Consider the following 25,687-nt stretch of genomic DNA (forward strand, 5'->3'; position numbering starts at 1 on the left):
GCGTATGAGTACCGATTCAAGCTTCGACGATCACAAACCTGACAGCGTCCCGACCACGCCAGAGCCAGACGTTGATCCGGTGCTGGATCCGGGCAGTCCGATGCGCGATCCACTGGCGCGGCCCAATGTGCTGACGCCCGACGTTTCGCCAGAGCCGAGCTCGGGCGATGGCATCCCCGATGACGACAAGATGCCGCTGCCCAACGACTGAAAAAGCAGCAGGCGAAAAAAAGCCCCGAAGACTCGGGGCTTTTTCATGTTCGCGGGATCTACTTTGCCGCTTCGACCACGCCACTCTGACGACTCTTTAGGTTTTTGTCGGCCTTGTATTGCTGGGCTACCGCAGGAACATTCGCGCTGCGCCCGGTTTCCACCCAGCTGCGGATACGGCTGGCATCGGCAAAATGCGTGTACTTGCCAAACGCATCGAGAATCACCAGGGCGACCGGGCGATTGCCCATCTTCGTCACCAGCACCAGGCAATGGCCGGCCGGATTGGTGAAGCCGGTCTTGGTGATCTTGATGTCCCAATCGGCCTTGTTGACCAGATGATCGGTATTGCGAAAGCCCAGGGTGTAGTTGGGCTTGCGGAACGCCACGGTTTTTTCCTTGGTGGTGGTCAACTGCACGAGTAACGGCTGCTTGTGCGCAGCCACCAGCAATTTGCTCAGGTCGCGGGCAGTGGAAACGTTGCGTTCCGACAGGCCGGTCGGCTCGACGAAGTGTGTGCTGGTCATGCCCAGCGCCTTGGCCTTGGCGTTCATCGCCGCAATAAAAGCTGCATAGCCGCCCGGGTAGTGATGCGCAAGGCTGGCGGCAGCACGGTTTTCCGAAGACATCAAAGCGATCAGCAGCATCTCGCGGCGCGGCAGCTCACTCTTGAGTTTGACCCGGGAGAACACACCCTTCATTTCCGGCGTGTTCCTGATATCGACATCGATCCATTCGTCCATGTTCTGTCGAGCTTCTACCACCACCAGGCCAGTCATCAGCTTGCTGACAGAGGCGATCGGCACGATCACGTCAGGGTTGCTGGAATAAATGACTTTATTGGTCTGCATATCCATGAGCAGGGCGCTGCCGGACGCGATCTTCAGGGTCGAGGCGTCGCGCGGGACAGCGGTGGTTTCCGCAGCGTTGATCGTTGGCGTGATGAATGTGCCTGTGAAAGCAAAAAACAGGCTCAGAATCGAGAGACGAATTTTCACGCGGGCGAACTCATAAGGGTTGGATATTCCGTTAGTTTGTAACGGGTTATTTCTTAAAACCGGCGCATTTTAGGAGTATGGCTGAAGAACTGTCGATGGTTGTTTGAGAGACCTGAAAATCTCGTGAAAAGGCCTGTAAAAAGAGCGGTTTCCGGCGAACGGTTGAAGTTTTTTCTCAGGCATGAAAAACCCCGCACAAGGCGGGGTTCCGATACGGTGGAAAAAAACCGGTCAGGCGTGCAGGGTTTCTGCCGCGTACAGGGTGTTTTCCAGCAGGCAGGCGCGAGTCATCGGGCCGACGCCACCCGGTACCGGGGTGATCCAGCCGGCGCGGGGCAGGGCGGTTTCGTAGACGACGTCACCGACCAGCTTGCCGTCGTCCTGACGGTTGATGCCGACGTCGATGACGATCGCGCCTTCCTTGATCCACTCGCCCTTGACCAGGCCCGGCTTGCCGGCGGCAACGACCACCAGATCGGCTCGGCCGACGTGACCGGCCAGATCCTTGGTGAAGCGATGGGTCACGGTGACGGTGCAGCCGGCCAGCAGCAGTTCCATGGCCATCGGGCGACCGACAATATTGGAGGCGCCGACGACCACGGCGTCCATCCCATAAAGGTCAGCACCGGTGCTTTCGAGCAGGGTCATGATGCCTTTCGGGGTGCACGGGCGCAGCAGCGGAATGCGCTGGGCCAGACGACCGACGTTGTAGGGGTGGAAACCGTCGACGTCTTTGTCCGGGCGGATGCGCTCCAGCAATTTGGACGCATCGAGGTGCTCGGGCAGAGGCAGTTGCAAGAGAACGCCGTCGATGGCCGGGTCGTCATTGAGACGATCGATCAGATCGGTCAGGGCGTCCTGAGTGGTGTCGGAGGGCAGGTCGTAGGCTTGAGAGAGGAAGCCAACCTCTTCACAGTCTTTACGCTTGTGCGAGACATAAACCTGAGAGGCAGGATCGCTGCCGACCAGGATCACCGCGAGGCCGGGGGTGCGCAGGCCTTGCTGGCGACGCTCGGCAACTCGTTGGGCGATCTGCTGGCGCAGGCTGGCGGCGATCGATTTGCCGTCGATTAGTTGTGCAGTCATTGCGCGTGATTAACCATCGAGAGGGGAAAAAATGAGAACGCATTCTCGCATGTCGAGCGGTGAGGGCAAAGGCGCTTGGTCAGCAAATTCCTCTAACTCCTTTAATTAAATGAATTTTTTTCAAAAAGGATTTGACGACCTTTGGAGCCCTCTATACTATTCGTCGCACTTGTCGGGCACAGCCTAGCACTGGTTAAGAAGGTGAAGCGGAATCAAGGTTCTGCGACACTGGAAAGCACTTAGTTTGTAGTCCTTTAAGAGTACAGATTAACAAGGCGCCCGTAGCTCAGCTGGATAGAGCATCCGCCTTCTAAGCGGATGGTCGCAGGTTCGAGTCCTGCCGGGTGCGCCATTAGGCAGCTTTGGCACAAGTAACGCGATATGGTGGGCGTAGCTCAGTTGGTAGAGCACGGGATTGTGACTCCCGTTGTCGTGGGTTCGATCCCCATCGTCCACCCCATATTTCGAAAGGCGCCAGATTTAACGGTCTGGCGCCTTTGCTTTAAAAGCTTCATCCGCGGATGTGGTGGAATTGGTAGACACACTGGATTTAGGTTCCAGCGCCGCGAGGCGTAAGAGTTCGAGTCTCTTCATCCGCACCAAATAAAGCTTCATTTGTGCTTCGGGCCTGATGAGGTTTCGACAAAGAAGTTGTTTGGCTTTTTTGTTACGCAATATGGTGGGCGTAGCTCAGTTGGTAGAGCACGGGATTGTGACTCCCGTTGTCGTGGGTTCGATCCCCATCGTCCACCCCATATTTCGAAAGGCGCCAGATTTAACAGTCTGGCGCCTTTTTTGTTTTAGTGGTTCTGAAATCCGGTTATGGCCGGATTCAGGTCGCAGGGCAGGGCACTTCATCGAATTTACAGGTTCCGATGGGGCTGAGCTGCTCGCTGTTCCGGTCATTGCCGGTATAGCTGTCAGGGCCAATTGATTGTCCTTCTATATATAGAAGGGTTGATGCAGAGCCCTGAAGTGATCGCTTGTATTCGCCTGTGGAGTGCGCGGCATTCGTGCGGCGCTCCCTATAAATTGCCTGCTGTTTTTTTACCCGTTTCCAGTAGGGTGACTTCTTGAGTTTGACCCACTAGAATGCATGCCCTTGATTCTGGGGTCGGAAACGGCCGGCTAACGTCTGTGCAACGAGGAATATCCATGCAAGTTTCTGTTGAAAATACTACTGCTCTCGAGCGCCGCATGAGCGTCACCGTGCCGGCAGAGCGCATCGAGACTCAGGTCAACAAGCGTCTGCAGCAGACTGCCCAAAAGGCCAAAATTGCTGGCTTCCGTCCAGGCAAAGTGCCAATGAGCGAAATCAAGCGCCGTTTCGGTGCTGACGCGCGCCAGGAAGCGGTAGGCGACGTGATCCAGTCTTCGTTCTACGAAGCTGTGGTCGAGCAGAAGCTGAACCCAGCCGGTTCGCCTTCGATCGAGCCAAAATCCCTCGAAGCGGGCAAGGACCTGGAATACGTGGCCGTATTCGAAGTGTTCCCTGAGTTCACCGTTGCCGGTTTCGAAGGCATCACCGTTGAGCGCCTGAGCGCTGAAGTGGCTGACGCTGACCTGGACAAGATGCTGGACATCCTGCGCAAGCAGAACACCCGTTTTGAAGTGGCCGATCGTGCCGCCCAGAACGAAGATCAGTTGAACATCGATTTCGTTGGCAAGGTCGACGGCGAAGTGTTCGCTGGCGGTTCCGCCAAGGGCACTCAGCTGGTACTGGGTTCCGGCCGCATGATCCCGGGCTTCGAAGAAGGCCTGGTCGGCGCTAAAGCTGGTGAAGAGCGCGTTCTGAATCTGGCCTTCCCTGAGGACTATCAGAACCTCGACCTCGCTGGCAAAGCGGCCGAGTTCACCGTGACCGTCAACACTGTGTCCGAGCCTAAGCTGCCTGAGCTGAACGAAGAGTTCTTCGCTCAATTCGGCATCAAGGAAAGCGGCATCGACGGTTTCCGCACCGAAGTTCGCAAGAACATGGAGCGTGAACTGCGTCAGGCGATCAAGTCCAAGGTCAAGAATCAGGTCATGGACGGTCTGCTGGCCACCAACCCGATCGAAGTGCCAAAGGCCCTGCTGTCCAACGAAGTTGACCGTCTGCGCGTGCAGGCTGTTCAGCAGTTCGGTGGCAACATCAAGCCAGACCAACTGCCGGCCGAGCTGTTCGAAGAGCAAGCCAAGCGTCGCGTCGTGCTGGGCCTGATCGTCGCTGAAGTGGTCAAGCAGTTCGATCTGAAGCCTGACGAAGCTCGCGTTCGCGAAATGATTCAGGAAATGGCTTCCGCTTACCAGGAGCCAGAGCAGGTCGTGTCGTGGTACTACAAAAACGAGCAGCAACTGAACGAAGTGCGTTCGGTTGTGCTGGAAGAACAAGTTGTGGATACTGTTCTGCAGAAAGCTAGTGTGACCGACAAATCGGTCTCCTACGAAGAAGCAGTCAAGCCGGTAGAAGCTCCAGCAGCCGACTGATTGATTTTGCGTTAGAAGTGCACACCATAAGCCAGCTCTCGAGCTGGCTTATGCGTATTCAAGACATAACTATTTGGGAGCGACTGCAGAGCATGTTCCGTAATTCTTATATTCAGCAGAACTCTGATATCCAGGCCGCCGGCGGCCTGGTCCCGATGGTTGTCGAGCAGTCCGCTCGTGGCGAACGCGCCTACGACATCTACTCGCGCCTGCTCAAGGAGCGAGTGATCTTTCTGGTGGGCCCGGTAGAGGACTACATGGCCAACCTGATCTGTGCGCAACTGCTGTTCCTTGAAGCGGAAAACCCGGACAAGGACATCCATCTGTACATCAACTCGCCGGGCGGTTCGGTGACTGCAGGCATGTCGATCTACGACACCATGCAGTTCATCAAGCCGAACGTATCGACCACCTGCATCGGTCAGGCCTGCAGCATGGGCGCATTCCTGCTCACCGCAGGTGCTCCGGGCAAGCGTTTCTGCCTGCCGAACTCGCGCGTGATGATTCACCAGCCACTGGGTGGTTTCCAGGGCCAGGCGTCGGACATCGAAATCCACGCCAAGGAAATCCTCTTCATCCGCGAGCGTCTGAACATGCTGATGGCCAAGCACAGCGGCCGTACTCTGGAAGAAATCGAGCGCGACACCAATCGCGACAACTTCATGAGTGCCGAAGCTGCGAAGGAATACGGCCTGATCGATGAAGTGATCAACCAGCGTCCAGCTTAATATAAGCAGCGCAAAACAGGCCTGATCGGCATGTCCGATCAGCGGCGGGCTTGAAAAAGCCCGCAATAGCCTTCATCTTGTGTTGCAAGCCTATCGGATTTGGATCGAACGAATGACTGACACCCGCAACGGCGAGGACAACGGCAAGCTGCTCTATTGCTCCTTCTGTGGCAAAAGCCAGCATGAAGTGCGCAAATTGATTGCCGGCCCCTCGGTCTTTATCTGCGACGAGTGCGTCGACCTGTGCAATGACATCATCCGCGAGGAGGTGCAGGAAGCACAGGCCGAAAGCAGCGCGCATAAATTGCCTTCGCCTAAAGAAATCAGCGGCATCCTTGACCAGTACGTCATTGGTCAGGAGCGTGCGAAAAAGGTTTTGGCCGTAGCGGTGTACAACCACTACAAGCGCCTGAACCAGCGTGACAAAAAGGCTGACGACGTCGAACTCGGCAAGAGCAACATCCTGCTGATCGGCCCGACAGGCTCTGGTAAAACCCTGCTGGCCGAAACGCTGGCCCGCTTGCTGAACGTTCCGTTCACCATCGCCGACGCAACCACCCTCACCGAGGCCGGTTACGTGGGTGAAGATGTCGAGAACATCATTCAGAAGCTGCTGCAGAAGTGCGATTACGACGTAGAGAAAGCCCAGATGGGTATTGTCTACATCGACGAAATCGACAAGATTTCCCGCAAGTCCGACAACCCGTCGATCACCCGTGATGTTTCCGGTGAAGGCGTGCAGCAGGCCTTGCTCAAGTTGATCGAAGGCACGGTCGCCTCGGTACCGCCGCAAGGTGGCCGCAAGCATCCGCAGCAGGAGTTCCTGCAGGTCGACACCCGTAACATCCTGTTCATCTGCGGTGGTGCGTTCTCAGGCCTGGAAAAGGTCATTCAGAACCGTTCCACCAAAGGCGGCATCGGCTTTAACGCCGAAGTGCGCAGCAAGGAAGAAGGCAAGAAAGTCGGTGAATCCCTGCGTGAAGTCGAGCCTGACGATCTGGTCAAGTTCGGTCTGATCCCGGAATTCGTCGGTCGTTTGCCTGTCCTGGCGACACTGGACGAGCTCGACGAGGCTGCGCTGATGCAGATCCTCACCGAGCCGAAAAATGCTCTGACCAAACAGTATGCCAAGCTGTTCGAGATGGAAGGCGTGGACCTGGAATTCCGTTCCGACGCGCTGAAATCGGTCGCCAAGCGTGCCCTGGAACGTAAAACCGGTGCTCGTGGCCTGCGTTCGATTCTCGAAGGTGTGCTGCTCGACACGATGTATGAGATCCCCTCGCAGTCCGAGGTGAGCAAGGTCGTGATCGATGAAAGCGTGATCGAAGGCAAGTCCAAGCCACTGTATATCTACGAAAACAGTGAGCCGGCGGCCAAGGCAGCGCCGGACGCGTAAGCGTCCACCGCGCCGCAACAAAGAAGGGGCCTTCGGGCCTCTTTTTTTTTAAGTCGTTTTTTACCTCCGCTTTACGCTTGTTTTTTTTCGAGGCAGCCCCCATCTTGGTTTCAAGCTCAATTCCATCTGATTACGGCCATATGGCCGCCGTAGAGGCGAAATCATGAAGACAACCATCGAATTGCCTCTCCTGCCATTGCGTGATGTCGTGGTTTATCCGCACATGGTTATCCCGCTGTTCGTGGGGCGCGAGAAATCCATCGAAGCCCTCGAGGCCGCGATGACGGGTGACAAGCAGATTCTGCTGCTGGCCCAGCGAAACCCGGCTGACGATGATCCCGGTGAAGACGCTCTCTATCGCGTAGGTACGATTGCTACCGTTCTGCAGCTGCTGAAACTGCCTGATGGCACGGTCAAGGTTCTGGTCGAAGGCGAGCAGCGTGGTACCGTCGAACGCTTCAGCGAAGTCGATGGCCACTGCCGCGCCGAAGTCTCTTTGATCGAAGAAGTCGATGCCGCCGAGCGCGAGTCGGAAGTCTTCGTGCGCACGTTGCTGTCGCAGTTCGAACAATATGTGCAGCTGGGCAAGAAGGTCCCGGCTGAAGTCCTGTCATCCCTCAACAGCATCGATGAGCCGGGTCGCCTGGTCGACACCATGGCCGCGCACATGGCGCTGAAAATCGAGCAGAAGCAGGAAATCCTCGAGATCATCGATCTGTCGGCCCGTGTCGAGCACGTGCTGGCGCTGCTGGACGCCGAAATCGACCTGCTGCAGGTTGAGAAACGCATTCGCGGTCGCGTCAAAAAGCAAATGGAGCGCAGCCAGCGCGAGTACTACCTGAATGAGCAGATGAAGGCCATTCAGAAAGAGCTCGGCGATGGTGACGAAGGCCACAACGAAATCGAAGAGCTGAAAAAGCGCATCGATGCTGCCGGCCTGCCGAAAGACGCACTGGCCAAAGCCACCGCCGAGCTGAACAAGCTCAAGCAAATGTCGCCGATGTCGGCTGAAGCCACCGTGGTGCGCTCGTACATCGACTGGCTGGTGCAGGTGCCGTGGAAGGCGCAGAGCAAGGTACGCCTCGATCTGGCCCGTGCAGAAGACATTCTCGACGCCGATCACTACGGTCTTGAAGAGGTCAAGGAACGCATCCTTGAATACCTCGCCGTGCAAAAGCGCGTGAAGAAAATCCGTGGCCCGGTGTTGTGCCTGGTCGGTCCTCCAGGTGTGGGTAAAACCTCGCTGGCGGAGTCGATTGCCCACGCCACCAATCGCAAATTCGTGCGCATGGCCCTGGGCGGTGTGCGTGATGAAGCGGAAATTCGTGGCCATCGCCGGACCTACATCGGTTCGATGCCGGGAAGATTGATTCAAAAAATGACAAAAGTGGGCGTTCGTAACCCGCTGTTCCTGCTCGATGAAATCGACAAGATGGGCAGCGACATGCGTGGCGACCCGGCGTCTGCGTTGCTGGAAGTGCTTGATCCCGAGCAAAACCACAACTTCAACGATCACTATCTGGAAGTCGACTACGACCTGTCCGATGTGATGTTCCTGTGCACCTCGAACTCGATGAACATCCCGCCAGCGCTGCTGGACCGGATGGAAGTCATCCGTCTGCCGGGTTACACCGAAGACGAGAAGATCAACATCGCCGTGAAATACCTGTCGCCAAAACAGATCGCCGCCAATGGTCTGAAGAAGGGCGAGCTGGAGTTCGACGAGGAAGCGATCCGCGACATCATCCGTTACTACACTCGTGAAGCGGGCGTGCGTGGCCTTGAGCGGCAGATTGCCAAGGTCTGCCGCAAGGCGGTCAAAGAGCATGCGCTGGAAAAACGTTTCTCGGTAAAAGTGACAGCTGATCTGCTTGAGCACTTCCTGGGCGTGCGTAAATTCCGCTACGGTTTGGCCGAGCAACAGGATCAGGTGGGGCAGGTGACTGGCCTGGCATGGACTCAGGTTGGCGGCGAATTGCTGACGATCGAAGCCGCTGTGATTCCGGGCAAAGGCCAGCTGATCAAGACCGGTTCGCTCGGTGATGTAATGGTCGAATCGATCACTGCCGCGCAGACCGTGGTCCGCAGCCGCGCCAAGAGCTTGGGCATTCCACTGGACTTCCACGAGAAGCGCGACACCCACATTCACATGCCGGAAGGGGCGACGCCGAAAGACGGTCCTAGCGCTGGCGTCGGTATGTGCACGGCGCTGGTCTCGGCATTGACCGGTATTCCGGTGCGCGCCGACGTCGCCATGACCGGTGAGATCACCTTGCGTGGGCAGGTGCTGGCGATTGGCGGCCTGAAAGAAAAACTGCTGGCGGCGCATCGCGGCGGAATCAAGATTGTGATTATTCCGGAAGAAAACGTCCGCGATCTGAAGGAGATTCCTGACAATATCAAGCAGGATCTGCAGATCAAACCGGTTAAATGGATTGACGAGGTCCTGCAAATTGCGCTGCAATACGCGCCGGAGCCCTTGCCGGATGTGGCTCCAGAGATAGTTGCCAAGGACGAAAAACGCGAGTCTGATGCCAAGGAAAGAATTAGCACGCATTAATACGTTTTAGCCTGGGGGGCTTTCCTTGACAGCTTTTTAGAGCCCTTGTTATAAAGCGGCTCTTAAGTGTCTGTAGGCCATTCAGCACTCGTTTTTGCTTTCACCAAAAAACTTAGAAACATCTCAAAATAGATATAAGGGGACTTAGAGTGAACAAGTCGGAACTGATTGATGCTATCGCTGCATCCGCTGATATCCCGAAAGCTGCTGCTGGCCGTGCGCTGGACGCTGTAATCGAATCCGTCACTGGCGCTCTGAAGGCTGGCGACTCCGTTGTTCTGGTTGGTTTCGGTACTTTCTCCGTGACTGACCGTCCGGCTCGTACCGGTCGCAACCCGCAAACCGGCAAGACTCTGGAAATCCCGGCTGCCAAGAAGCCAGGTTTCAAAGCCGGTAAAGCACTGAAAGAAGCTGTTAACTGAGTTTTCAGGTTTTTACCCATCCGGGTCGGGGTCAAGCCTGACTTGGCAGCGGAGCGGTAGAGCAGGTGGCTGGAACAGGCACCTGTAACGCCGGGATCGAGGGTTCGAGCCCTGTCCGCTCCGCCAGTTACGAGAAGGCGCATCCTCGGATGCGCCTTTCTTCTATCCGGATTCTACCCACGCTCCACGGTTGCCTAAATTGAAGTTCAACCGTTTCTGGGGGACGCATGCTGCAGAATATCAGGGACAATTCACAAGGCTGGATTGCCAAGACCATTATCGGGGTCATCGTTGCACTGATGGCCCTGACCGGTTTCGACGCCATTTTCCAGGCCACGACTCACAAGAACGAGGCGGCCAAGGTCAACGGTGACGAAATCAGCCAGAACGAGCTGAGCCAGGCCGTTGACATGCAACGGCGTCAGCTGATGCAACAGCTGGGCAAGGACTTCGATGCTTCCTTGCTCGACGAAAAAATGCTGCGCGAATCGGCTCTCAAAGGTCTGATCGACCGCAAGCTGCTGCTGCAAGGCGCCGAACAGGCGAAGTTCTCTTTCTCCGAAGCCGCGCTGGATCAGGTGATCCTGCAGACGCCTGAATTCCAGGTCGATGGCAAGTTCAGCTCCGAGCGTTTCGACCAGGTAATCCGCCAACTGGGTTACAGCCGCATGCAGTTCCGCCAGATGCTGGCTCAGGAAATGCTGATCGGCCAGTTGCGCGCAGGCGTTGCCGGCAGCGGTTTCGTCACCGACGCCGAAGTGCTGGCATTCGCCCGTCTGGAAAAACAGACCCGCGATTTCGCTACTCTGAACGTCAAGGCCGACCCGGCTGCGGTCAAGCTGACCGACGACGAGGTCAAGGCTTACTACGACGAGCACGCCAAGGAATTCATGACGCCGGATCAGGTGATCATCGATTACGTCGAGCTGAAGAAGTCGTCGTTCTTCGATCAGGTCGCGGTCAAGGATGAAGACCTTGAGGCGGCGTATCAGAAAGAAATCGCCAACCTTTCGGAACAGCGTCGTGCCGCTCACATCCTCATTGAAGTGAACGACAAGACCACCGAAGCGCAGGCCAAAGCGAAGATCGAGGAAGTCCAGGCGCGTCTGGCCAAGGGCGAGAAGTTCGAAGCACTGGCCAAGGAGTTCTCGCAGGATCCGGGTTCTGCCAACAATGGTGGTGACCTCGGTTATGCCGGTCCTGGCGTTTACGACCCGGCTTTCGAAAAAGCCCTGTACTCCTTGTCGAAAGACCAGGTGTCGGAGCCGATCCGTACTGATTTCGGTTTCCACCTGATCAAGCTGCTGGGCGTGGAAGCGCCTGAAGTGCCGACCCTCGCTAGCTTGAAAGACAAGCTGACCCGCGAGCTGAAAGCCGCTCAGGTCGAGCAGCGTTTCGTTGAGGCGACCAAGCAGCTGGAAGACTCGGCGTTCGAAGCCTCTGACCTGGCCCAGCCAGCAGCGGACCTGAAACTGACCGTACACACCTCCAAGCCGTTTGGCCGTGAAGGTGGCGAAGGTGTTGCGGCCAACCGTGCCGTGGTCACTGCCGCGTTCAGCCCCGAAGTGATTGATGAAGGTGCCAACAGCACCGCCATCGAACTGGACCCGGAAACGGTGATCGTGCTGCGTGCCAAGGAACACCTGAAGCCTGCGCAATTGCCCCTGGAAAGCGTGAGCGCGGCGATCCGCACTCAGTTGACCAAGGAGCACGCCAGTGCCGAGGCCAAGACCCGTGCCGAGAAGCTGATTGCTGATCTGCGTGACGGCAAGGCGCCGCTGGACAAGGCGGTTGACGGTCAGAACTGGAAAACCACTGAAGCGGCCACCCGTGGTCAGGAAGGGGTTGATCCGGCTGTGCTGCAGGCGTTGTTCCGGATGCCGAAACCGGCTGCCAAGGACAAGCCGACGTTCACCAGCGTTACGTTGCCGGACGGTAGTCTGATGATCGTGCGTCTGAATGGCGTCAATGAAGCGGCTGCGCCGACGGATGAGGAGAAGGCGCAATATCGTCGTTTCCTCGCTTCCCGTGAGGGGCAGCAGGACTTTGCGGCTTATCGCAAGCAGTTGGAAGCTGAGGCGAAGATCGAGCGGTTCTGATCTTTTGCCTGAGGTGGATTGAGGAAGCCCCGACCTGGTTGGTCGGGGCTTTTTCGTTTTTGGGCCTGGCGGGTTTTGGGCCGGTCGTGCGCTCGGGGGGTTGGTTCTGTGGGAGCGAGCCTGCTCGCGAAGGCGGCTTGGCGGTCGACCTGTTTCTTCAGATGTACACTGTCCCCGGCATGCGCGACAGTTCTGGGTAGTGTGGCCGTCGAGTCGCCGGGCCACGGCGGATTGCGCGCGCTGGCAGATCATTTGTCGGCGCGGCTTTTTCCCTGCGGCCATGACCGGTAGAGTTGTAACCGATTCTTGACACTATTCCATGCGCCATGGGGCGGCGATCTGTTGCACAATACGCCCCGGACTGTTTTCCCTCAGGATGTTCAATGTTGATTTCCACTCCCATGCGTGTTGTCGGGCTGGCGCTTTTGTTGACTGCGGTGGCCGGTTGTTCGAAGGACAAGCCGATCTATGAGCATGAGAACTTCGATGACTCCGGCACCTTTTCGCGCAATTACCCGGTGACCGATACCGCCAGTTGCGAAGCGGCGCGGCGTGCGTTGCTCAGTCAGGGCTACATCATTACCAGCAGTGATCCGAAGCTGGTCAGCGGTCACAAGAGTTTCCAGCAGACCGGCGAGACGCACCTGGAGATCAGCTTCAACGTGGTCTGTGCCGAAGACGGCAGCGCCGGGCATCACGCTACGGTGTTCGCCAACGCCCTGCAGGACCGTTACGCGCTGAAGAAGACCAACAACTCGGCCAGCCTCGGTGTTGGCGTGTTGGGCTCGGTATCGATGCCGATCGGTTCTTCAGACGACTCGATGGTCAAGGTCGCCAGCGAGACGGTCACTGCGCAGAAGTTCTACGAGCGTTTCTTCACCCTGGTGGAGCAGTTCCTCCCCGCCGATGCGAAGAAGGCTGCGCACATCGAAGAAAAACCGAAAACCGATCTCGGCGTGCCAGAGCCCAAGGCGACGCCTGCACCCGCTGCTGCGCCATTGGTGCCAGCACCTGCAGCGGAACCGGCGCCTGCGCCTGCGCCAGCTGCGGAACCGGCTCCGGCCCCGGTTGAAACCGCGCCAGTGAGCTCCGAGCCAGTGGTGCCGCCAGCTGAGTCGACGCCGATCACGCCTGCACCGGCGCCCGCGCAAGAGCCAGCGCCGGCCAGCGAAACCATCACGCCACCGACCAACCCGGATATTCCACCGCCGTCCGAGCCGATCCCGGCGATGCCTGCGTCGGGCCAATAACCCCGCATTTCAAACTGTAGGAGTGAGCCTGCTCGCGATGACGGTTTATCAGTCACTTCATCAATGACTGATACACCGCTATCGCGAGCAGGCTCACTCCTACATTGTTTTGGGGTGGCTTAAGATCTCGTTACATAGCTGCCACACCATCGCCGCGATAAATCTCCAATCACCTGCTACGTTTTATTCATGAAGGTCGCGTTTCACTTTTCCTTCACACGGGCACTTTATGCTCGGGGCACAGGTCGATTGATCAGCCATTTCACAGCGAGCGGTTTGGGGGATTTATACGATGGATGAGTATCAGGAAGAACTGCTCGAATACCAGGCCTTTGAACTGGATCAACCAGAGCCGGCTGACGATGCGACGGAGCTCTGAGCTTCAGGCTCCCGAGCGATAATTGCGTCGGGATTCGCCGGGCGTCTGGCCGCTCCAGCGTTTGAATGCGCGCTGGAAAGCTTCTGCTGAGGCGAAGCCCAGCAGGTAGGCGATTTCGCCGAACGCCAGTTCGGTGTCGCGGATATAGGTCATCGCCAGGTCGCGGCGTGTGTCGTTGAGGATTGCGCGGAACTGCGTGCCTTCTTCGGTAAGCTTGCGGCGCAGGGTCCAGGTGGGCAGTTTCAAGCGTGCGGCGACTTCTTCAAGGTCCGGTTCGCGGCCGCCATTGAGCAGCGGGCCGAGCAATTGGGTGATGCGCTCGCGCAGGCTGCGGGTGCGGGTCAATTGCTCCAGTTCCCGCTCACACAGTTGCAGTAGATGTCGCCAGGTGCTCGGACAATGCTCGGGGTTGCGCAGGGCGAGGCTGCTCAAGCTCAGGCGCAATTGATTGCGTTCGGCGCTGAACTGGATCGGGCAGTCGCCGAGCGCGGTGTACGCGTCGCGGTAGTCCGGCGCTTCGAACTCGATTTCGATCCTTTCGGCGCGCAACGATTGGCCGCAAAGCCCCGACAATTGGTGCAGCCAGCCGGCGAGGATCGAATCGACCACGAAGCGGTTATAGGCGTTGTACGGGCTGATCGAGTAGAAACGCAGCCAGGCGCCATTGGCGTCTTCATGGAAACTGGATTGGCCGCGGTAATTGGAACCGTAAAGCGGTTCAAAGCGGGTCAGGCAGCGGGCCGCTTCGCGTACGGTGGGCGCCTGCGCAGCGGTGATGCCGGCCAGACCTGCCTGATTCAAGCGGATCATCCGGCCCATGCGCAGGCCCAGGGCCGGGTCGCCCGTCAGCTGGATGGCGGCATGGCCAAGGCGCATGTAGCGCGGGATTGATAAACGCGCTCCTGCCTCGGCCAGTCGCGCAGCATCGAGGCCGTATTGCTCCAATAACGGCAGCGGGTCGGCGTCGTGGCTGCGCACGGCATCAGCCAGGCTGTGCACGAAGCCTACCGACAGATCCCCGAGACGCATCGGCTGCGGCTTCATGATTTACAGCCAGACGTTCAGCAAACGCGCGCCACGGGTTTCGCCATCGGCGAACTGCTGGCCGTTGCTGCTGAGAAAGCTCCTGCCGGTGCTCGGCTTGTCCCAGAACTGCCCGCGCATGAACACACTGACGCCGGCAATCGCGCGGCTGCTCGGCGGTTGTGCGGTGAGGGTCAGTCGATGCCAGGCCTGGCCTTCACTGAGGTCGCCGGGCTTGAGGCTGACCGACCCTGGCGTGCTCGAACCTTTGTAGCCCCGCCACGGTTTGTCCCAGGCACCCTGGCCAATGACCTGCGCTGGTACGGCCACCAGTTGCGCGCCTTGTTCATCGAGGGTGCGGTAGTTGGCGGGATACCAGCTGTCACTGCCGATCAGGATGCCCAAGCGTCCGGCCGGTGTGTCGACGACCTGGATGGCGTGTTTGTCCTCGGCCTTGATCACGCCTTGCTGATCGAAGATCGGGTGCATCTGCCGTTGCGGCTGGCCCAGCGGCACGCCGTCGCGGCCGAAGACCACGCTGCTGTTGAACAGGGCGCCGCTACCGGGCTTGAGCTGACCGTCGCGAATGCTTGGCTCCGGCAGCACGATGGAGCCGGCCACCAGTGTGACCTGAAACTCCTTGGCCAGGCCCCCGAACAGCGCCTGATAATCCTTGGCCATGGCCTTCGATTTCATCCGCAGGTGCGCGTCGTCCAGACGTTGCTCGCCCTTTGCACTCAGCCAGGCGCGGGCGAACAGCAACGGATTGCTCGCCGCCAGCCAGTTCATCGCCTCAGCCAGGGTCGGCGCCTGGTACAGCTCGTCTTTCTCGCCGCTGATCATCAGCCAGGTGCCGACATGCTCGGGCAAGACCACCACGGTTTTCTCATTGAGCAAGCCTTGATCGCGGGCTTGCTGAAGATAAGCCGCGAGCTTGCGGTGCAGGCGTGCGGAGCTTTGATAATCGGTGGGAAACAGTTCGGGCTGAATGCCCAGGAGGTTGCCGCGATCGGCGGGTGTGCCCTGATCGACAGCAAGCTTGATGCGCAGATCCGACAGGTAATGGCCCGCCGGCCGGTCCGCCGCCCACATGGCGTAGGTGGTCAAAGCGGCAACGAGGGCCATGGAGAAAAACAGATACAGAAGTTTGCGCATGAAAACCAACAACAGCCGGGTACAGAGTGTGGCGCCTAGGTTAGGGCCCATGGCCCGGATTGCCAAGGGGCCCTGCGCATTTGGATCAATAACTTGTCAGTTACGGTCATTGAGTGAGAGCGGTGCGCCTCTTAGTCTGTCGAACATGACTGACGGGGGACGCAGAGCTCCCGCAACTTTCCGTGATCGCTCGTTGTGGAGTTACCGATGACCGCCGCTCATTACCCGCATCTGCTGGCCCCGCTGGACCTGGGATTCACCACGCTGCGCAACCGCACCCTGATGGGCTCGATGCACACTGGCCTGGAAGAAAAACCGGGTGGCTTCGAACGCATGGCGGTGTACTTCGCTGAACGTGCCCGGGGCGGCGTCGGCCTGATGGTCACGGGCGGCATCGGCCCGAATGATGAAGGCGGCGTGTACTCTGGCGCGGCGAAACTGACCAGCGAAGAAGAGGCGCTCAAGCACCGCATCGTCACCCGCGCTGTGCATGAGGCCGGCGGCAAGATCTGCATGCAGATTCTCCACGCCGGCCGTTATGCCTACAGCCCGAAGCAGGTAGCGCCGAGCGCGATCCAGGCGCCGATCAACCCGTTCAAGCCCAAAGAGCTGGACGAGGAGGGCATCGAGAAGCAGATCAGCGATTTCGTCACCTGTTCGGTGCTGGCGCAGTCCGCCGAATACGACGGCGTCGAGATAATGGGGTCGGAAGGTTATTTCATTAACCAGTTCCTCGCCGCCCACACCAACCACCGCACCGACCGCTGGGGTGGCAGCTACGAAAACCGCATGCGCCTGCCGGTGGAAATCGTCCGCCGTGTGCGCGAAGCGGTGGGACCGAACTTCATCATTATTTTCCGTCTGTCGATGCTCGATCTGGTCGAGGGCGGCAGCACCTGGGACGAGATCGTCACCTTGGCCAAAGCCATCGAGCAGGCCGGTGCGACCATCATCAACACTGGCATCGGCTGGCACGAAGCGCGGATTCCGACCATCGCCACCAAAGTCCCACGCGCGGCATTCAGCAAAGTCACGGCCAAGTTGCGCGGCTCGGTGAGCATTCCGCTGATTACCACCAACCGCATCAATACCCCGGAAATCGCCGAGCAGATTCTTGCCGAAGGCGATGCCGATATGGTCTCGATGGCGCGGCCGTTCCTCGCCGACCCGGAGTTCGTCAACAAGGCTGCCGAAGGCCGCGCCGACGAAATCAACACCTGCATCGGCTGCAACCAGGCGTGCCTGGACCACACCTTTGGCGGCAAGCTCACCAGTTGCCTGGTCAACCCGCGCGCCTGCCACGAGACCGAACTCAATTACCTGCCGGTGCAGCAGATCAAGAAAATCGCCGTGGTCGGTGCCGGCCCTGCCGGGTTGTCCGCCGCCACCGTGGCCGCCGAGCGCGGTCATCAGGTAACGCTGTTCGATTCGGCCAGTGAGATCGGTGGCCAGTTCAACATCGCCAAGCGCGTGCCGGGCAAGGAAGAGTTTTTCGAGACCCTGCGCTATTTCAAGCGCAAGTTGCAGACCACGAATGTCGAGGTGTGCCTGAACACCCGCGTCGACGTGACGAAACTGGTTGAAGGCGGCTACGACGAAATCATCCTCGCCACCGGTATTGCCCCGCGCGTGCCAGCGATCCCGGGTGTCGAGAACCCCAAGGTACTGAGTTATCTGGACGTAATCCTCGAGCGCAAGCCGGTCGGCAAGCGGGTCGCGGTGATCGGTGCGGGCGGAATCGGTTTTGACGTGTCGGAATTCCTCGTCCATCAAGGCGTGGCCACCAGTCTGGATCGCGCGGCGTTCTGGAAAGAGTGGGGCATCGACACGCAACTGCAAGCCCGTGGTGGTGTGGCGGGGATTAAAGCGGCACCCCATGCGCCGGCCCGTGAGGTGTTCCTGTTGCAGCGCAAGAAAACCAAGGTCGGCGACGGTCTGGGCAAAACCACTGGCTGGATTCATCGCACCGGTCTGAAGAACAAACAGGTACAGATGCTCAACAGCGTTGAGTACCTGAGCATCGATGACCAGGGCTTGCATATCCGCATCGGCGAAACCGGCGAGCCGCAATTGCTGGCGGTGGACAACATCGTGATCTGCGCCGGGCAGGATCCGTTGCGTGAGTTGCACGATGGCCTGGTCGAAGCCGGACAGAATGTGCACTTGATCGGTGGCGCGGATGTGGCGGCGGAGCTGGATGCCAAGCGGGCGATCAATCAGGGTTCGCGCCTGGCCGCTGAGCTGTAAACACATTTTGTAGGAGCTGCCGCAGGCTGCGATCTGTTGATCTTGTGTTCGAAAGCAAGATCAAGAGATCGCAGCCTGCGGCAGCTCCTACTAATATGTCGTCTTTTCCAGATTGTGCTGTGCCCATGCTTCTGCCTCCCGCCAATTGGCTACCCCAAGCTCCCCTCGAACCCCTCCATCTGGACTGGCTGGCAAGCGCCGACATCGAAGTCGCGATCCTGCGCCTCGATCAGATCGACCCGCTGATCAGTGGCAACAAGTGGTTCAAACTCGCCGAACACCTCAAAGCCGCCGAGCGCGCCGGTGCCGACGGCATCATCAGCCTCGGCGGTGCGCATTCCAATCACCTGCACGCGCTGGCGGCGGCGGGCAGGCGGCTGGGATTCAAAACTGTAGGGCTGCTGCGTGGGCACCCGCAGGACACGCCGACGGTGGAGGATCTGCAAGCGTTCGGCATGCAGTTGCACTGGCTGGGTTACGCCGGCTACCGCGCCCGGCACGAGCCGGGATTCTGGACGCCCTGGCAGACTCAGTATCCAACGTTGCAGGCGGTGCCCGAGGGCGGTGGCGGACTGGCCGGTGCCTTGGGGTGCGCGGCGATCAGGCAGCAGGTCGATGAACAATTGCCAAGGCTGGGATGGAATGATTTCGACGCCTGGTGGCTGGCCTGTGGCACGGGCACGACACTGGCCGGGCTGGCAATCGCCGAGAAAGGCAAGCGCTCAGTGTATGGCGCGCTGGCGGTGCCGGATGATCACGGCGTGGCGCCGAATATCGAATCGATTCTTGCGCACGCCAACGGGCCTGCGGCGGACTATCGGCTGATCGATGCCAGCCGTGGCGGCTTCGCCAAGGTTGATGAGGCGTTGCTGAACTTCATCGAACAGACCGAGCAGGCCACCGGCATTCCTTTGGAACCGCTGTACACCGGCAAGGCCGTGCTGGCGCTCAAGCGGCATGTCGAGTCGGGCGGATTCGCCGCCGGTACTCGTCTGATTTTCGTCCACACCGGTGGCCTGCAAGGGCGGCGCGGGATTGCCGCGACGCCGTGAAGCTCAGCCGCGCTTGGGCATTCTTTGCAGCAAGGTGTTATTGCGCACCACCTCATCGAACACCGTCCTTACGCTACTCAGTTAACTGTGAATTCGCCGGAATATTTATGCCTGCAAGGTGAGATGTTTTGCAGTCAGGATAACTGCGTGCTACCCGGTTTTAATTTGCCAGTTAGTTGGAAGTAACCTGTTATATGTTTTTATATCTGGCGTAACTTTATGTTGTTTATATCTTGTGTTTTGTTTTGGTTTGAATAGTTGGTTTTGGTTGATTATTGTCTGGTCGAGTCTTTAGTTGATTGTTAAAGATTTAATGTCTATTTTTTAATTTGAGTATGAATATGAAAAGTCCGACCCCGAAGCCTCGCCCCTCTACCACTGCGCCAAAACCAGTCGTACCGACCAGGCCGGTTGTGCCAGCCAAACCACCGGCACCGAGCAAACCTGCGCCAACCAAACCGGTAGCACCGGGCAAGCCTGCACCAACCAAACCGGTTGCACCGAGCAAGCCTGTGCCAACCAAACCGGTTGCACCGAGCAAACCTGTAGCGCCACCCAAACCTGCGCCAATTAAACCGGTTGCACCGACCAGGCCCGTAGCGCCACCCAAGCCAGTGGCAACCAAGCCAGTAGCGCCGACCACGCCCGTCGACAACAAGCGGCCGCCAATGCCATGGCCGACCATCAATGTTAATATTGATCCGGTGGCCCTGATAACGCTGATTCAAACTATCGGCGCGACCGTCAATGCTGATGGTTCCACCACACTATCGGATGGTAGCGTGGTGGATGTCGATAACACATCCATCAAACGTCCCGACGGCATCATTCAATATGAGGACGGCCGTGTAGAGTATCCGGACGGGCGTATCGTCTGGCCGGATAACACTGTTGAATATCCTGATGGCCGTATTGTCTGGGAAGATGGAACTGAACAGTTGCCGGACGGTAGTGTTAAACATCCCGATGGCCTTGCATACGACGCAGAGAGCAATCTGGTGTCGGCGTAAGTAATTACCTGGCACTCGCCTGATTCCAGGACCGCGCAAAAAAAAACACCGCTGATCGTTATTGATCAGCGGTGTTCTGGTTTTTCAGCGTCAGGCGTTTTGCGGCATCTCACCATTGGCCAGACGCTTGTTGATGTCGGCAATCACTTGCGGCAAATCACTGATGGTGTCGATCATGTAATGCGGGCGCGAGCTTTCGAACAGTGCATGAATGCGCTTGCGTTCGCTGGTCAGTTCGTCGCTATCCAGCGCGCGGAAAGCCTCGTAGTCCAGACCCAGCGCGTTGCCCGAGCAAATCAGCGCAACCGTCCACATGCCGGCCCGGCGACCTTCGAGAATGCCCGGCACGGTGTCGTCGATCTTCACGCAGGCTGCCACATCGTCGATGCCCAGGGCGATCACGTTGGCCAATGCTTGCGCCGGCCATGGGCGACCGTTTGGTACTTCGTCGGTGGCGACGACGTGGTCGGCGACATAGCCGTTGCTGGCGGCCAGTTCGACGACTTTATCCATGACCGCTTTCGGGTAGCCGGAGCAGGAACCGATCCTGATCCCTTGCTCGCGCAGTTGGGCGATGGTGTCCAGCGCGCCGGGAATCAGTGCCGAGTGCTCGGCGATCTTCTCGATCTGCATCGGCATGAAGCGGTTGTAGATGGCGGTGACGTCGTCATCGGTCGGCGTGCGGCCGAACACCTTGCGATAACGCTCGGCCACCTGCGGCTGGTCGCACAGGGTGCGGATGTGGTCCCACTTGCCCATGCCCATTGGCCCGCGGGCTTCTTCGATCGACACCCGCACGTCGAACTCGGCGAAGGCTTCGACGAAAATCTGCGTCGGCGCAAACGAGCCGAAATCGACCACGGTGCCGGCCCAGTCGAGAATCGCGGCTTGCAGGCTGGTTGGATTGGTGTAGTTCATGGCAATCAATTCCTGATTTGGCAATACGATTCAAATGCAGGAGGGAGCCTGCTCGCGATAGCGGTTGATCATTCAACATCTTCGTCGACTGACAGGGCCTCATCGCGAGCAGGCTCACTCCTACAGGGGATTTGTGGTGGGATTTATGTCGAGCACTTCCATCTCCCGCAGCACTTCAGCCACGGCTGCCACCGCTTGGCGCATGTCGTCCGGGGTGACGTGGCCGATGCAGCCGACGCGGAAGGTGTCGACCTGGGTCAGCTTGCCGGGGTAGAGGATGTAACCCTTGGCCTTGACCCGTTCGTAGAAGTCCTTGAAGCGATAACGCGGGTCCTTCGGCGCATGGAAAGTGACGATGATCGGCGCCTGAATTGCTGCTGGCAGAAAGCTGCGCAAACCGATTTTGTTCATTTCTGCCATCAGCGCCTGGCAGTTGGCTGCATAGCGCGCATGCCGCGCCGGCAGGCCGCCTTCTTCGCTGTATTGCAACAAGGCTTCGTGCAGCGCGGCGACCACGTGGGTCGGCGGGGTGAAGCGCCATTGGCCGGTTTTCATCATGTAGACGTGCTGGTCGTACAGGTCCATCGCCAGCGAGTGCGAGTTGCCAGCGGCGGCGGCCAGAGATTCTTTGCGGGCAATGACAAAGCCCATCCCCGGTACGCCTTCCAGGCATTTGCCAGAGGCGGCGATCAGTGCATCGAACGGCACTTTCTGCGCATCCACGGGCAACGCGCCGAAGGAACTCATGGCGTCGATGATCAGACGTTTGCCGTGTCGCACAACGACCTCAGCGATTTCCGCCAGCGGATTGAGAATGCCGGTACTGGTTTCGCAGTGAATCAGCGCTACGTGAGTGATGTTGGCGTCGGCGCGCAGCAGTCGGTCGACGTCGGCGGCGGTGGTCGGTTCGTCTTCGGCGGTTTCGAAGGTGCTGAACGAGCGGCCGAGCACTTCGCAGATCTTCGCCAGACGCTTGCCGTAGGCGCCGTTGATCAGCACCAGTACTTGTCCATCGCGCGGCACCAGCGTGCCGATCGCCGCTTCGACGGCAAACGTGCCGCTGCCCTGTAACGGCACGCAATGATGACTGGCGGCGCCGTTGAGTATGCCCAGCAATTGCTCGCAGAGGCTGGCGGTCAACTGGTTGAAGCGATCATCCCACGAACCCCAGTCGACCATCATGGCCTGACGGGTGCGGGCCGAAGTGGTCAACGGCCCGGGAGTGAGAAGAATCGGTGCGGCGGTGCTCATTCGTGTGTCCTCGGGAAAACGCTGGGATGAAGTTATGGGGCGTACGTTGCAATTCGCCGCTTCATCAATCAAATTGTTTGTTGTTATGCCAGCCATCAGTGAGAGTTATTCATGAACCTGTTTCAGCTGCGCGCTTTCGATGCAGTGGCCCGCGAAGGCAGCTTCACCCGCGCTGCTGCGCGGTTGTTCATCAGCCAGCCGGCAGTCACCGGGCACATCAAGGCGCTGGAGGAGCACTACCAGATCACCTTGTTGCGGCGCACCGCGCGACGGGTGGAGCTGACCGAGGAGGGCACCAGACTGGCAGCGATCACCCGGGCCATGTTTGGCCTGGCAGAAGAAGCGCAGACACTGCTCGAAGCCAATCGGCAGCTGCTGACGGGGCGTCTGGAGGTGGCGGCGGACGGGCCGCACCTGGTCATGCCGATGTTGGCGAGCCTGCGCGCGCGCTACCCGGGGATCACCGTGAACCTGCGTCTGGGCAATGCCCAGGAAACCCTGGCGGCGCTGTTGTCGGAGCACGCCGACGTTGCGGTGCTGACCGAGGTCGAGCCGCGCAAAGGCCTGCATCTGCAAGCACTGAGCGAGTCACGGATCTGCGCGCTGGTGCCGGCAGCGCATCAATGGGCAGCGCGCGCGGGGGAAGTGAAACTCAAGGAGCTGGATCAGGTGATCATGGTATTGCGCGAGCCGAGTTCGATAACCCGCCGCACTTTCGATCAGGCGTGTGCGCAGGCGTCGATCAATCCCCGAGTGTTGCTGGAATTGGACAGTCGCGAGGCGGTGACCGAAGCGGTCGCGGCGCAGTTGGGTGTCGGTGTGGTGTCATCGGTGGAGGTCAGCCACGACCCGCGCGTGGTGGCGATCCCCATTGCCGGGGAAGGGCTGGTCAATCGACACCTGCTTGGCTGCATGGAGCGACGACGCGCGTTGCGCTTGATCCAGGCCTTTTTTGATCTGGCGCCCGACTGAAACCGAGGTGACTTCTTCGCGAGCAGGCTTGCTCCCACATGAGTGCTGCGCTTGGCGCAATGAATGTGGGAGCTGCCGAAGACCGCGATCTTTGACTTTGCTCTAGTGTTCGGCGCGGTTGATCAGCCAGTCGAGCAGCAGGCTGTCACGCGCGGGCTCTGACTCCCGGGCCGGTGGCTGGCGGGCGTGACCGAGGCACAGGATCGGTCGGTCCGGATCGCTGTCGAGAAAGCTGACCCACACTTCGCTGCCGGCACCTGGCAGTTCATCGACGGCGACGGGTCCGTTCAGCCGGCTCATGGCGATCGGCAGCCAGAGGGCGGCACTGTCATTGCCGGGCTGATGGTCTGCGGGCCACAAGGTCACGGCGAGACAGCCGTTTTCGTCCACTTGCGCAGGCTGCCCCGGTGCACCCGCCACCCGCGCCACGTGATAACCGGCCACATTCGGACGCGGCTGTTTGAGTGGCGGACGAAAATCGTTCGACCAGGGTTGAGCGGTAAAGTCGTTGTGATAGCGATGAGTGTTTGGCGCCGGATCAAGGATCGACGGGTGTTGCCCATGGTGGCGTACGGCACTGATCAGCCACTGTTCATTGAAATGACTGATCGGATGATCTGCGACGAGCAGCAAACGGCCACTGAGCAGAGAGCAGCAATCACTGCGCCCGTGAATGGAGCGCAGTTGGCAGCGTTGTCGCTGCAGATGACGACGACTGCGTTGTTCGGCGTGCAGGCGTTCCAGTGAGCGCGCTGGCACCGGCAGCGGCGGGGAAACTTCGTTCGCCGCTTCGCCGTTGCAGGCTGGCTGGCCGCGATTGCGCACCGCATGCAGCATCGGCACCGGTGCCGCACGATGCTGTTGGTAGAGAACGCTTACGCAGGGCGATGGCGGTTGGTCTTCGGCATTGAAGGGGATTTCGACCGGTTCCTGCGGCAGGCTCAGGCTGTCGTCGGCGAACACCACGACGTGTCCGTCCGGCCCGTGTTCGAAGTGATAGTGGATGCCTTCTTCTTCGCAGAGCCGTTGCAGCAGCGCCAGATCAGTTTCTTCGTACTGAATGCAAAACGCCCGGGCCGGGTAGTGGCCCACGGTCATTTCCATGCGGTAGCTGTGCGCTGGCAGGGCATGTTCTTCGAGCAGTTGTTGAATGATCTGCGGCGCACTGAGGTGGGTAAACACGCGTCGTTGCTGCGCTTGCGCCAGTTGTTGCAGATACGGCACCAGAATCAGCCGATAGCCGACCCGATGCGTGCCGCGATGCTCGCAACTGGCACTGGAGATTGTGCCGTGGAAGCCCTGCTGTTCACTCAGCCGCAAAAAGGCTGGCCTGTGCAGGAAGGATCCCGGAGCGATGGCCGGGGCCAGGCCGAGCAGTTCGATGTCGAAACGGTAGGGCTGGTTCAGCGCTTCCTCGCCGCGAAAACGCACCACCGGCAGGCGCAATCCACTGTCGGTCAGGGTAAGGGTGAACGGACTTTCCTTGTCATTGAGCATTCGAGCAAGCCCTGTCAGGCGATACGGGGAATCAAGGGTACGAAACCGTCGGGCTGAATGGTCATGTCAAAGGCGCTTTTCAGAATTCCCCTACACGCTTTGGTGAAGATGTCGATTCCGTCAGCGGTTTTTTTGGTCGATTGCCGACTTTAGGCCGTATAAACTTGCCGCCACGCGTCGGCCAATAGATGTCTCGGCGCCACAGATCAAGAGAGTGAGTAATGGGCGCACAGTGGAAGGTTAAACACAAAGAAGCGGCAGCCAACGCCAAAGGAAAAATCTTCGGCAAACTGGTGAAGGAAATCACCATTGCTGCGCGCAACGGCGCCGATACCGCCACCAACGCACACCTGCGTCTGGTGGTCGAACAGGCGAAGAAAGCCTCGATGCCAAAAGAAACCCTCGATCGCGCGATCAAGAAAGGCGCCGGTCTGCTGGGTGAAACCGTGCAATACCATCGCGTCACCTACGAAGGCTTTGCCCCGCATCAGGTGCCGCTGATCGTTGAATGCGTGACCGACAACATCAACCGCACCGTCGCGGAAATCCGCGTGGCGTTCCGCAAGGGCCAGTTGGGCGCTTCCGGTTCGGTGGCATGGATGTTCAACCACGTCGGCATGATCGAAGCCGCGCCGGACAGCCCCGACGCCGATCCGGAAATGGCCGCGATCGAAGCCGGCGCCCAGGATTTCGAGCCGGGCGAAGAGGGCGCGACGCTGTTCCTCACCGACCCGACTGATCTTGATGCCGTGCAGAAAGCCCTGCCGGAACAAGGCTTCACTGTGCTGTCGGCCAAGCTCGGCTACCAGCCGAAGAACCCGGTCGGCGGGTTGAGCGACGAGCAGATGGCTGAAGTCGAAGCGTTCCTTGAAGGCCTCGACAACCATGATGATGTGCAGGACATGTTTGTCGGCCTGGCTGGCTGATCTGCTGCTGTATTGACCTGTGGCGAGGGAGCTTGCTCCCGC

Annotated in this window: 20 protein-coding genes and 4 tRNA genes; 17 read left to right on the forward strand and 7 right to left on the reverse strand. The window is 59.0% G+C overall.

All coding sequences use genetic code 11. The annotated features are described in order from the left end of the window. Window positions 1-4: 4 nt before the first annotated feature. Window positions 5-211 (forward strand): hypothetical protein, encoded by a 207-nt coding sequence (locus tag BLU71_RS04600; protein ID WP_042609164.1) that lies wholly within the window; start codon window positions 5-7, stop codon window positions 209-211. Between the two features lie 58 nt (window positions 212-269). Here the strand turns inward: BLU71_RS04600 and pbpG are convergent, their stop codons facing one another. Both pbpG and folD read right to left on the reverse strand, forming a co-directional pair. Then, entirely contained in the window at window positions 270-1,208 is a 939-nt protein-coding gene (gene pbpG / locus BLU71_RS04605) for a D-alanyl-D-alanine endopeptidase (RefSeq protein WP_064363669.1), read from the reverse strand. 231 nt (window positions 1,209-1,439) lie between these two features. After that, window positions 1,440-2,294 (reverse strand): bifunctional methylenetetrahydrofolate dehydrogenase/methenyltetrahydrofolate cyclohydrolase FolD, encoded by an 855-nt coding sequence (folD, locus tag BLU71_RS04610; RefSeq protein ID WP_039763375.1) that lies wholly within the window; start codon window positions 2,292-2,294, stop codon window positions 1,440-1,442. A 275-nt stretch (window positions 2,295-2,569) separates the two neighbouring features. Between folD and BLU71_RS04615 the strand changes: the two genes are divergently transcribed. The 11 genes from BLU71_RS04615 (at window position 2,570) to BLU71_RS04665 (ending at window position 13,215) form a co-directional block, all read left to right on the forward strand. After that, window positions 2,570-2,646 (forward strand) — tRNA-Arg (locus BLU71_RS04615). Window positions 2,647-2,678: 32 nt separating this feature from the next. Beyond that, window positions 2,679-2,754 (forward strand) — tRNA-His (locus tag BLU71_RS04620). A 57-nt stretch (window positions 2,755-2,811) separates the two neighbouring features. Then, window positions 2,812-2,896, forward strand: a tRNA-Leu gene (locus tag BLU71_RS04625). 77 nt (window positions 2,897-2,973) lie between these two features. Then, window positions 2,974-3,049, forward strand: a tRNA-His gene (locus BLU71_RS04630). A gap of 400 nt (window positions 3,050-3,449) precedes the next feature. Beyond that, a complete protein-coding gene (tig, locus tag BLU71_RS04635) occupies window positions 3,450-4,760 on the forward strand; it encodes a trigger factor (protein WP_083352424.1) in 1,311 nt (436 codons plus the stop codon). 92 nt (window positions 4,761-4,852) lie between these two features. Continuing rightward, window positions 4,853-5,488, forward strand: a complete 636-nt coding sequence (gene clpP / locus BLU71_RS04640; protein ID WP_016775336.1) for an ATP-dependent Clp endopeptidase proteolytic subunit ClpP — start codon at window positions 4,853-4,855, stop codon at window positions 5,486-5,488. Window positions 5,489-5,600: 112 nt separating this feature from the next. Next, a complete protein-coding gene (clpX, locus tag BLU71_RS04645; RefSeq protein ID WP_007951558.1) occupies window positions 5,601-6,884 on the forward strand; it encodes an ATP-dependent Clp protease ATP-binding subunit ClpX in 1,284 nt (427 codons plus the stop codon). Between the two features lie 163 nt (window positions 6,885-7,047). Then, window positions 7,048-9,444 carry an endopeptidase La gene (gene lon / locus BLU71_RS04650; protein WP_016775334.1) on the forward strand — a complete coding sequence of 799 codons (2,397 nt, stop codon included), beginning with the start codon at window positions 7,048-7,050 and terminating at the stop codon, window positions 9,442-9,444. 149 nt (window positions 9,445-9,593) lie between these two features. Continuing rightward, the gene (locus BLU71_RS04655; protein WP_003183171.1) at window positions 9,594-9,866 is read left to right on the forward strand and encodes an HU family DNA-binding protein; all 273 of its coding nucleotides are present in this window, start codon (window positions 9,594-9,596) and stop codon (window positions 9,864-9,866) included. A gap of 227 nt (window positions 9,867-10,093) precedes the next feature. After that, window positions 10,094-11,965 carry a SurA N-terminal domain-containing protein gene (locus BLU71_RS04660; protein ID WP_065615995.1) on the forward strand — a complete coding sequence of 624 codons (1,872 nt, stop codon included), beginning with the start codon at window positions 10,094-10,096 and terminating at the stop codon, window positions 11,963-11,965. Between the two features lie 383 nt (window positions 11,966-12,348). Beyond that, window positions 12,349-13,215 carry a DUF2242 domain-containing protein gene (locus BLU71_RS04665; protein ID WP_083352425.1) on the forward strand — a complete coding sequence of 289 codons (867 nt, stop codon included), beginning with the start codon at window positions 12,349-12,351 and terminating at the stop codon, window positions 13,213-13,215. A 382-nt stretch (window positions 13,216-13,597) separates the two neighbouring features. Here the strand turns inward: BLU71_RS04665 and BLU71_RS04670 are convergent, their stop codons facing one another. Together BLU71_RS04670 and BLU71_RS04675 are read right to left on the reverse strand one after the other, a co-directional pair. Next, on the reverse strand, window positions 13,598-14,638 hold the full coding sequence (locus BLU71_RS04670; protein WP_065615997.1) for an AraC family transcriptional regulator: 1,041 nt from the start codon (window positions 14,636-14,638) through the stop codon (window positions 13,598-13,600). A 3-nt stretch (window positions 14,639-14,641) separates the two neighbouring features. Beyond that, a complete protein-coding gene (locus BLU71_RS04675) occupies window positions 14,642-15,772 on the reverse strand; it encodes a nitrilase-related carbon-nitrogen hydrolase (protein ID WP_064363664.1) in 1,131 nt (376 codons plus the stop codon). A gap of 207 nt (window positions 15,773-15,979) precedes the next feature. Here BLU71_RS04675 and BLU71_RS04680 point away from each other — a divergent pair, with 207 nt between their 5' ends. The 3 genes from BLU71_RS04680 to BLU71_RS27230 all read left to right on the forward strand — a co-directional run bounded on the left by BLU71_RS04680 (window position 15,980) and on the right by BLU71_RS27230 (window position 20,081). Then, window positions 15,980-18,019, forward strand: coding sequence for an NADPH-dependent 2,4-dienoyl-CoA reductase (locus BLU71_RS04680; RefSeq protein ID WP_083352426.1), 2,040 nt, complete (start codon window positions 15,980-15,982; stop codon window positions 18,017-18,019). A gap of 125 nt (window positions 18,020-18,144) precedes the next feature. Next, on the forward strand, window positions 18,145-19,071 hold the full coding sequence (locus BLU71_RS04685; protein WP_042609172.1) for a 1-aminocyclopropane-1-carboxylate deaminase/D-cysteine desulfhydrase: 927 nt from the start codon (window positions 18,145-18,147) through the stop codon (window positions 19,069-19,071). A 668-nt stretch (window positions 19,072-19,739) separates the two neighbouring features. Beyond that, a complete protein-coding gene (locus BLU71_RS27230; RefSeq protein WP_156889212.1) occupies window positions 19,740-20,081 on the forward strand; it encodes a hypothetical protein in 342 nt (113 codons plus the stop codon). Between the two features lie 90 nt (window positions 20,082-20,171). On the opposite strand, the gene phnX is transcribed toward BLU71_RS27230, so the two are convergent. Both phnX and BLU71_RS04705 read right to left on the reverse strand, forming a co-directional pair. Continuing rightward, complete coding sequence (phnX, locus tag BLU71_RS04700) at window positions 20,172-20,999, reverse strand: phosphonoacetaldehyde hydrolase (RefSeq protein WP_083352428.1); 828 nt, start codon at window positions 20,997-20,999, stop codon at window positions 20,172-20,174. Between the two features lie 120 nt (window positions 21,000-21,119). After that, a complete protein-coding gene (locus BLU71_RS04705; RefSeq protein WP_083352429.1) occupies window positions 21,120-22,250 on the reverse strand; it encodes a 2-aminoethylphosphonate--pyruvate transaminase in 1,131 nt (376 codons plus the stop codon). A gap of 111 nt (window positions 22,251-22,361) precedes the next feature. On the opposite strand from BLU71_RS04705, the gene BLU71_RS04710 reads away from it, so the two are divergent. Next, window positions 22,362-23,222, forward strand: a complete 861-nt coding sequence (locus tag BLU71_RS04710; RefSeq protein WP_065616001.1) for a LysR substrate-binding domain-containing protein — start codon at window positions 22,362-22,364, stop codon at window positions 23,220-23,222. Window positions 23,223-23,324: 102 nt separating this feature from the next. On the opposite strand, the gene BLU71_RS04715 is transcribed toward BLU71_RS04710, so the two are convergent. Next, a complete protein-coding gene (locus tag BLU71_RS04715; RefSeq protein ID WP_083352430.1) occupies window positions 23,325-24,719 on the reverse strand; it encodes a type VI secretion system Vgr family protein in 1,395 nt (464 codons plus the stop codon). A gap of 221 nt (window positions 24,720-24,940) precedes the next feature. On the opposite strand from BLU71_RS04715, the gene BLU71_RS04720 reads away from it, so the two are divergent. Continuing rightward, window positions 24,941-25,645 (forward strand): YebC/PmpR family DNA-binding transcriptional regulator, encoded by a 705-nt coding sequence (locus BLU71_RS04720; RefSeq protein WP_064363658.1) that lies wholly within the window; start codon window positions 24,941-24,943, stop codon window positions 25,643-25,645. Window positions 25,646-25,687: the final 42 nt, after the last annotated feature.

This window comes from Pseudomonas moraviensis (assembly GCF_900105805.1).
Taxonomy (GTDB): domain Bacteria; phylum Pseudomonadota; class Gammaproteobacteria; order Pseudomonadales; family Pseudomonadaceae; genus Aquipseudomonas; species Aquipseudomonas moraviensis_A.

What these genes read in the sequence shown, in the direction of transcription:
- lon (WP_016775334.1), top strand. Translation starts at nt 7,048, where the DNA reads ATGAAGACAACCATCGAATTGCCTCTCCTGCCATTGCGTGATGTCGTG.
- BLU71_RS04705 (WP_083352429.1), bottom strand. Translation starts at nt 22,250, where the DNA reads ATGAGCACCGCCGCACCGATTCTTCTCACTCCCGGGCCGTTGACCACT.
- BLU71_RS04670 (WP_065615997.1), bottom strand. Translation starts at nt 14,638, where the DNA reads ATGAAGCCGCAGCCGATGCGTCTCGGGGATCTGTCGGTAGGCTTCGTG.
- clpP (WP_016775336.1), top strand. Translation starts at nt 4,853, where the DNA reads ATGTTCCGTAATTCTTATATTCAGCAGAACTCTGATATCCAGGCCGCC.
- BLU71_RS27230 (WP_156889212.1), top strand. Translation starts at nt 19,740, where the DNA reads ATGCCATGGCCGACCATCAATGTTAATATTGATCCGGTGGCCCTGATA.
- folD (WP_039763375.1), bottom strand. Translation starts at nt 2,294, where the DNA reads ATGACTGCACAACTAATCGACGGCAAATCGATCGCCGCCAGCCTGCGC.
- BLU71_RS04715 (WP_083352430.1), bottom strand. Translation starts at nt 24,719, where the DNA reads ATGCTCAATGACAAGGAAAGTCCGTTCACCCTTACCCTGACCGACAGT.
- clpX (WP_007951558.1), top strand. Translation starts at nt 5,601, where the DNA reads ATGACTGACACCCGCAACGGCGAGGACAACGGCAAGCTGCTCTATTGC.
- tig (WP_083352424.1), top strand. Translation starts at nt 3,450, where the DNA reads ATGCAAGTTTCTGTTGAAAATACTACTGCTCTCGAGCGCCGCATGAGC.
- phnX (WP_083352428.1), bottom strand. Translation starts at nt 20,999, where the DNA reads ATGAACTACACCAATCCAACCAGCCTGCAAGCCGCGATTCTCGACTGG.
- BLU71_RS04710 (WP_065616001.1), top strand. Translation starts at nt 22,362, where the DNA reads ATGAACCTGTTTCAGCTGCGCGCTTTCGATGCAGTGGCCCGCGAAGGC.
- BLU71_RS04660 (WP_065615995.1), top strand. Translation starts at nt 10,094, where the DNA reads ATGCTGCAGAATATCAGGGACAATTCACAAGGCTGGATTGCCAAGACC.
- BLU71_RS04600 (WP_042609164.1), top strand. Translation starts at nt 5, where the DNA reads ATGAGTACCGATTCAAGCTTCGACGATCACAAACCTGACAGCGTCCCG.
- BLU71_RS04675 (WP_064363664.1), bottom strand. Translation starts at nt 15,772, where the DNA reads ATGCGCAAACTTCTGTATCTGTTTTTCTCCATGGCCCTCGTTGCCGCT.
- BLU71_RS04685 (WP_042609172.1), top strand. Translation starts at nt 18,145, where the DNA reads ATGCTTCTGCCTCCCGCCAATTGGCTACCCCAAGCTCCCCTCGAACCC.
- BLU71_RS04665 (WP_083352425.1), top strand. Translation starts at nt 12,349, where the DNA reads ATGTTGATTTCCACTCCCATGCGTGTTGTCGGGCTGGCGCTTTTGTTG.
- BLU71_RS04720 (WP_064363658.1), top strand. Translation starts at nt 24,941, where the DNA reads ATGGGCGCACAGTGGAAGGTTAAACACAAAGAAGCGGCAGCCAACGCC.
- BLU71_RS04680 (WP_083352426.1), top strand. Translation starts at nt 15,980, where the DNA reads ATGACCGCCGCTCATTACCCGCATCTGCTGGCCCCGCTGGACCTGGGA.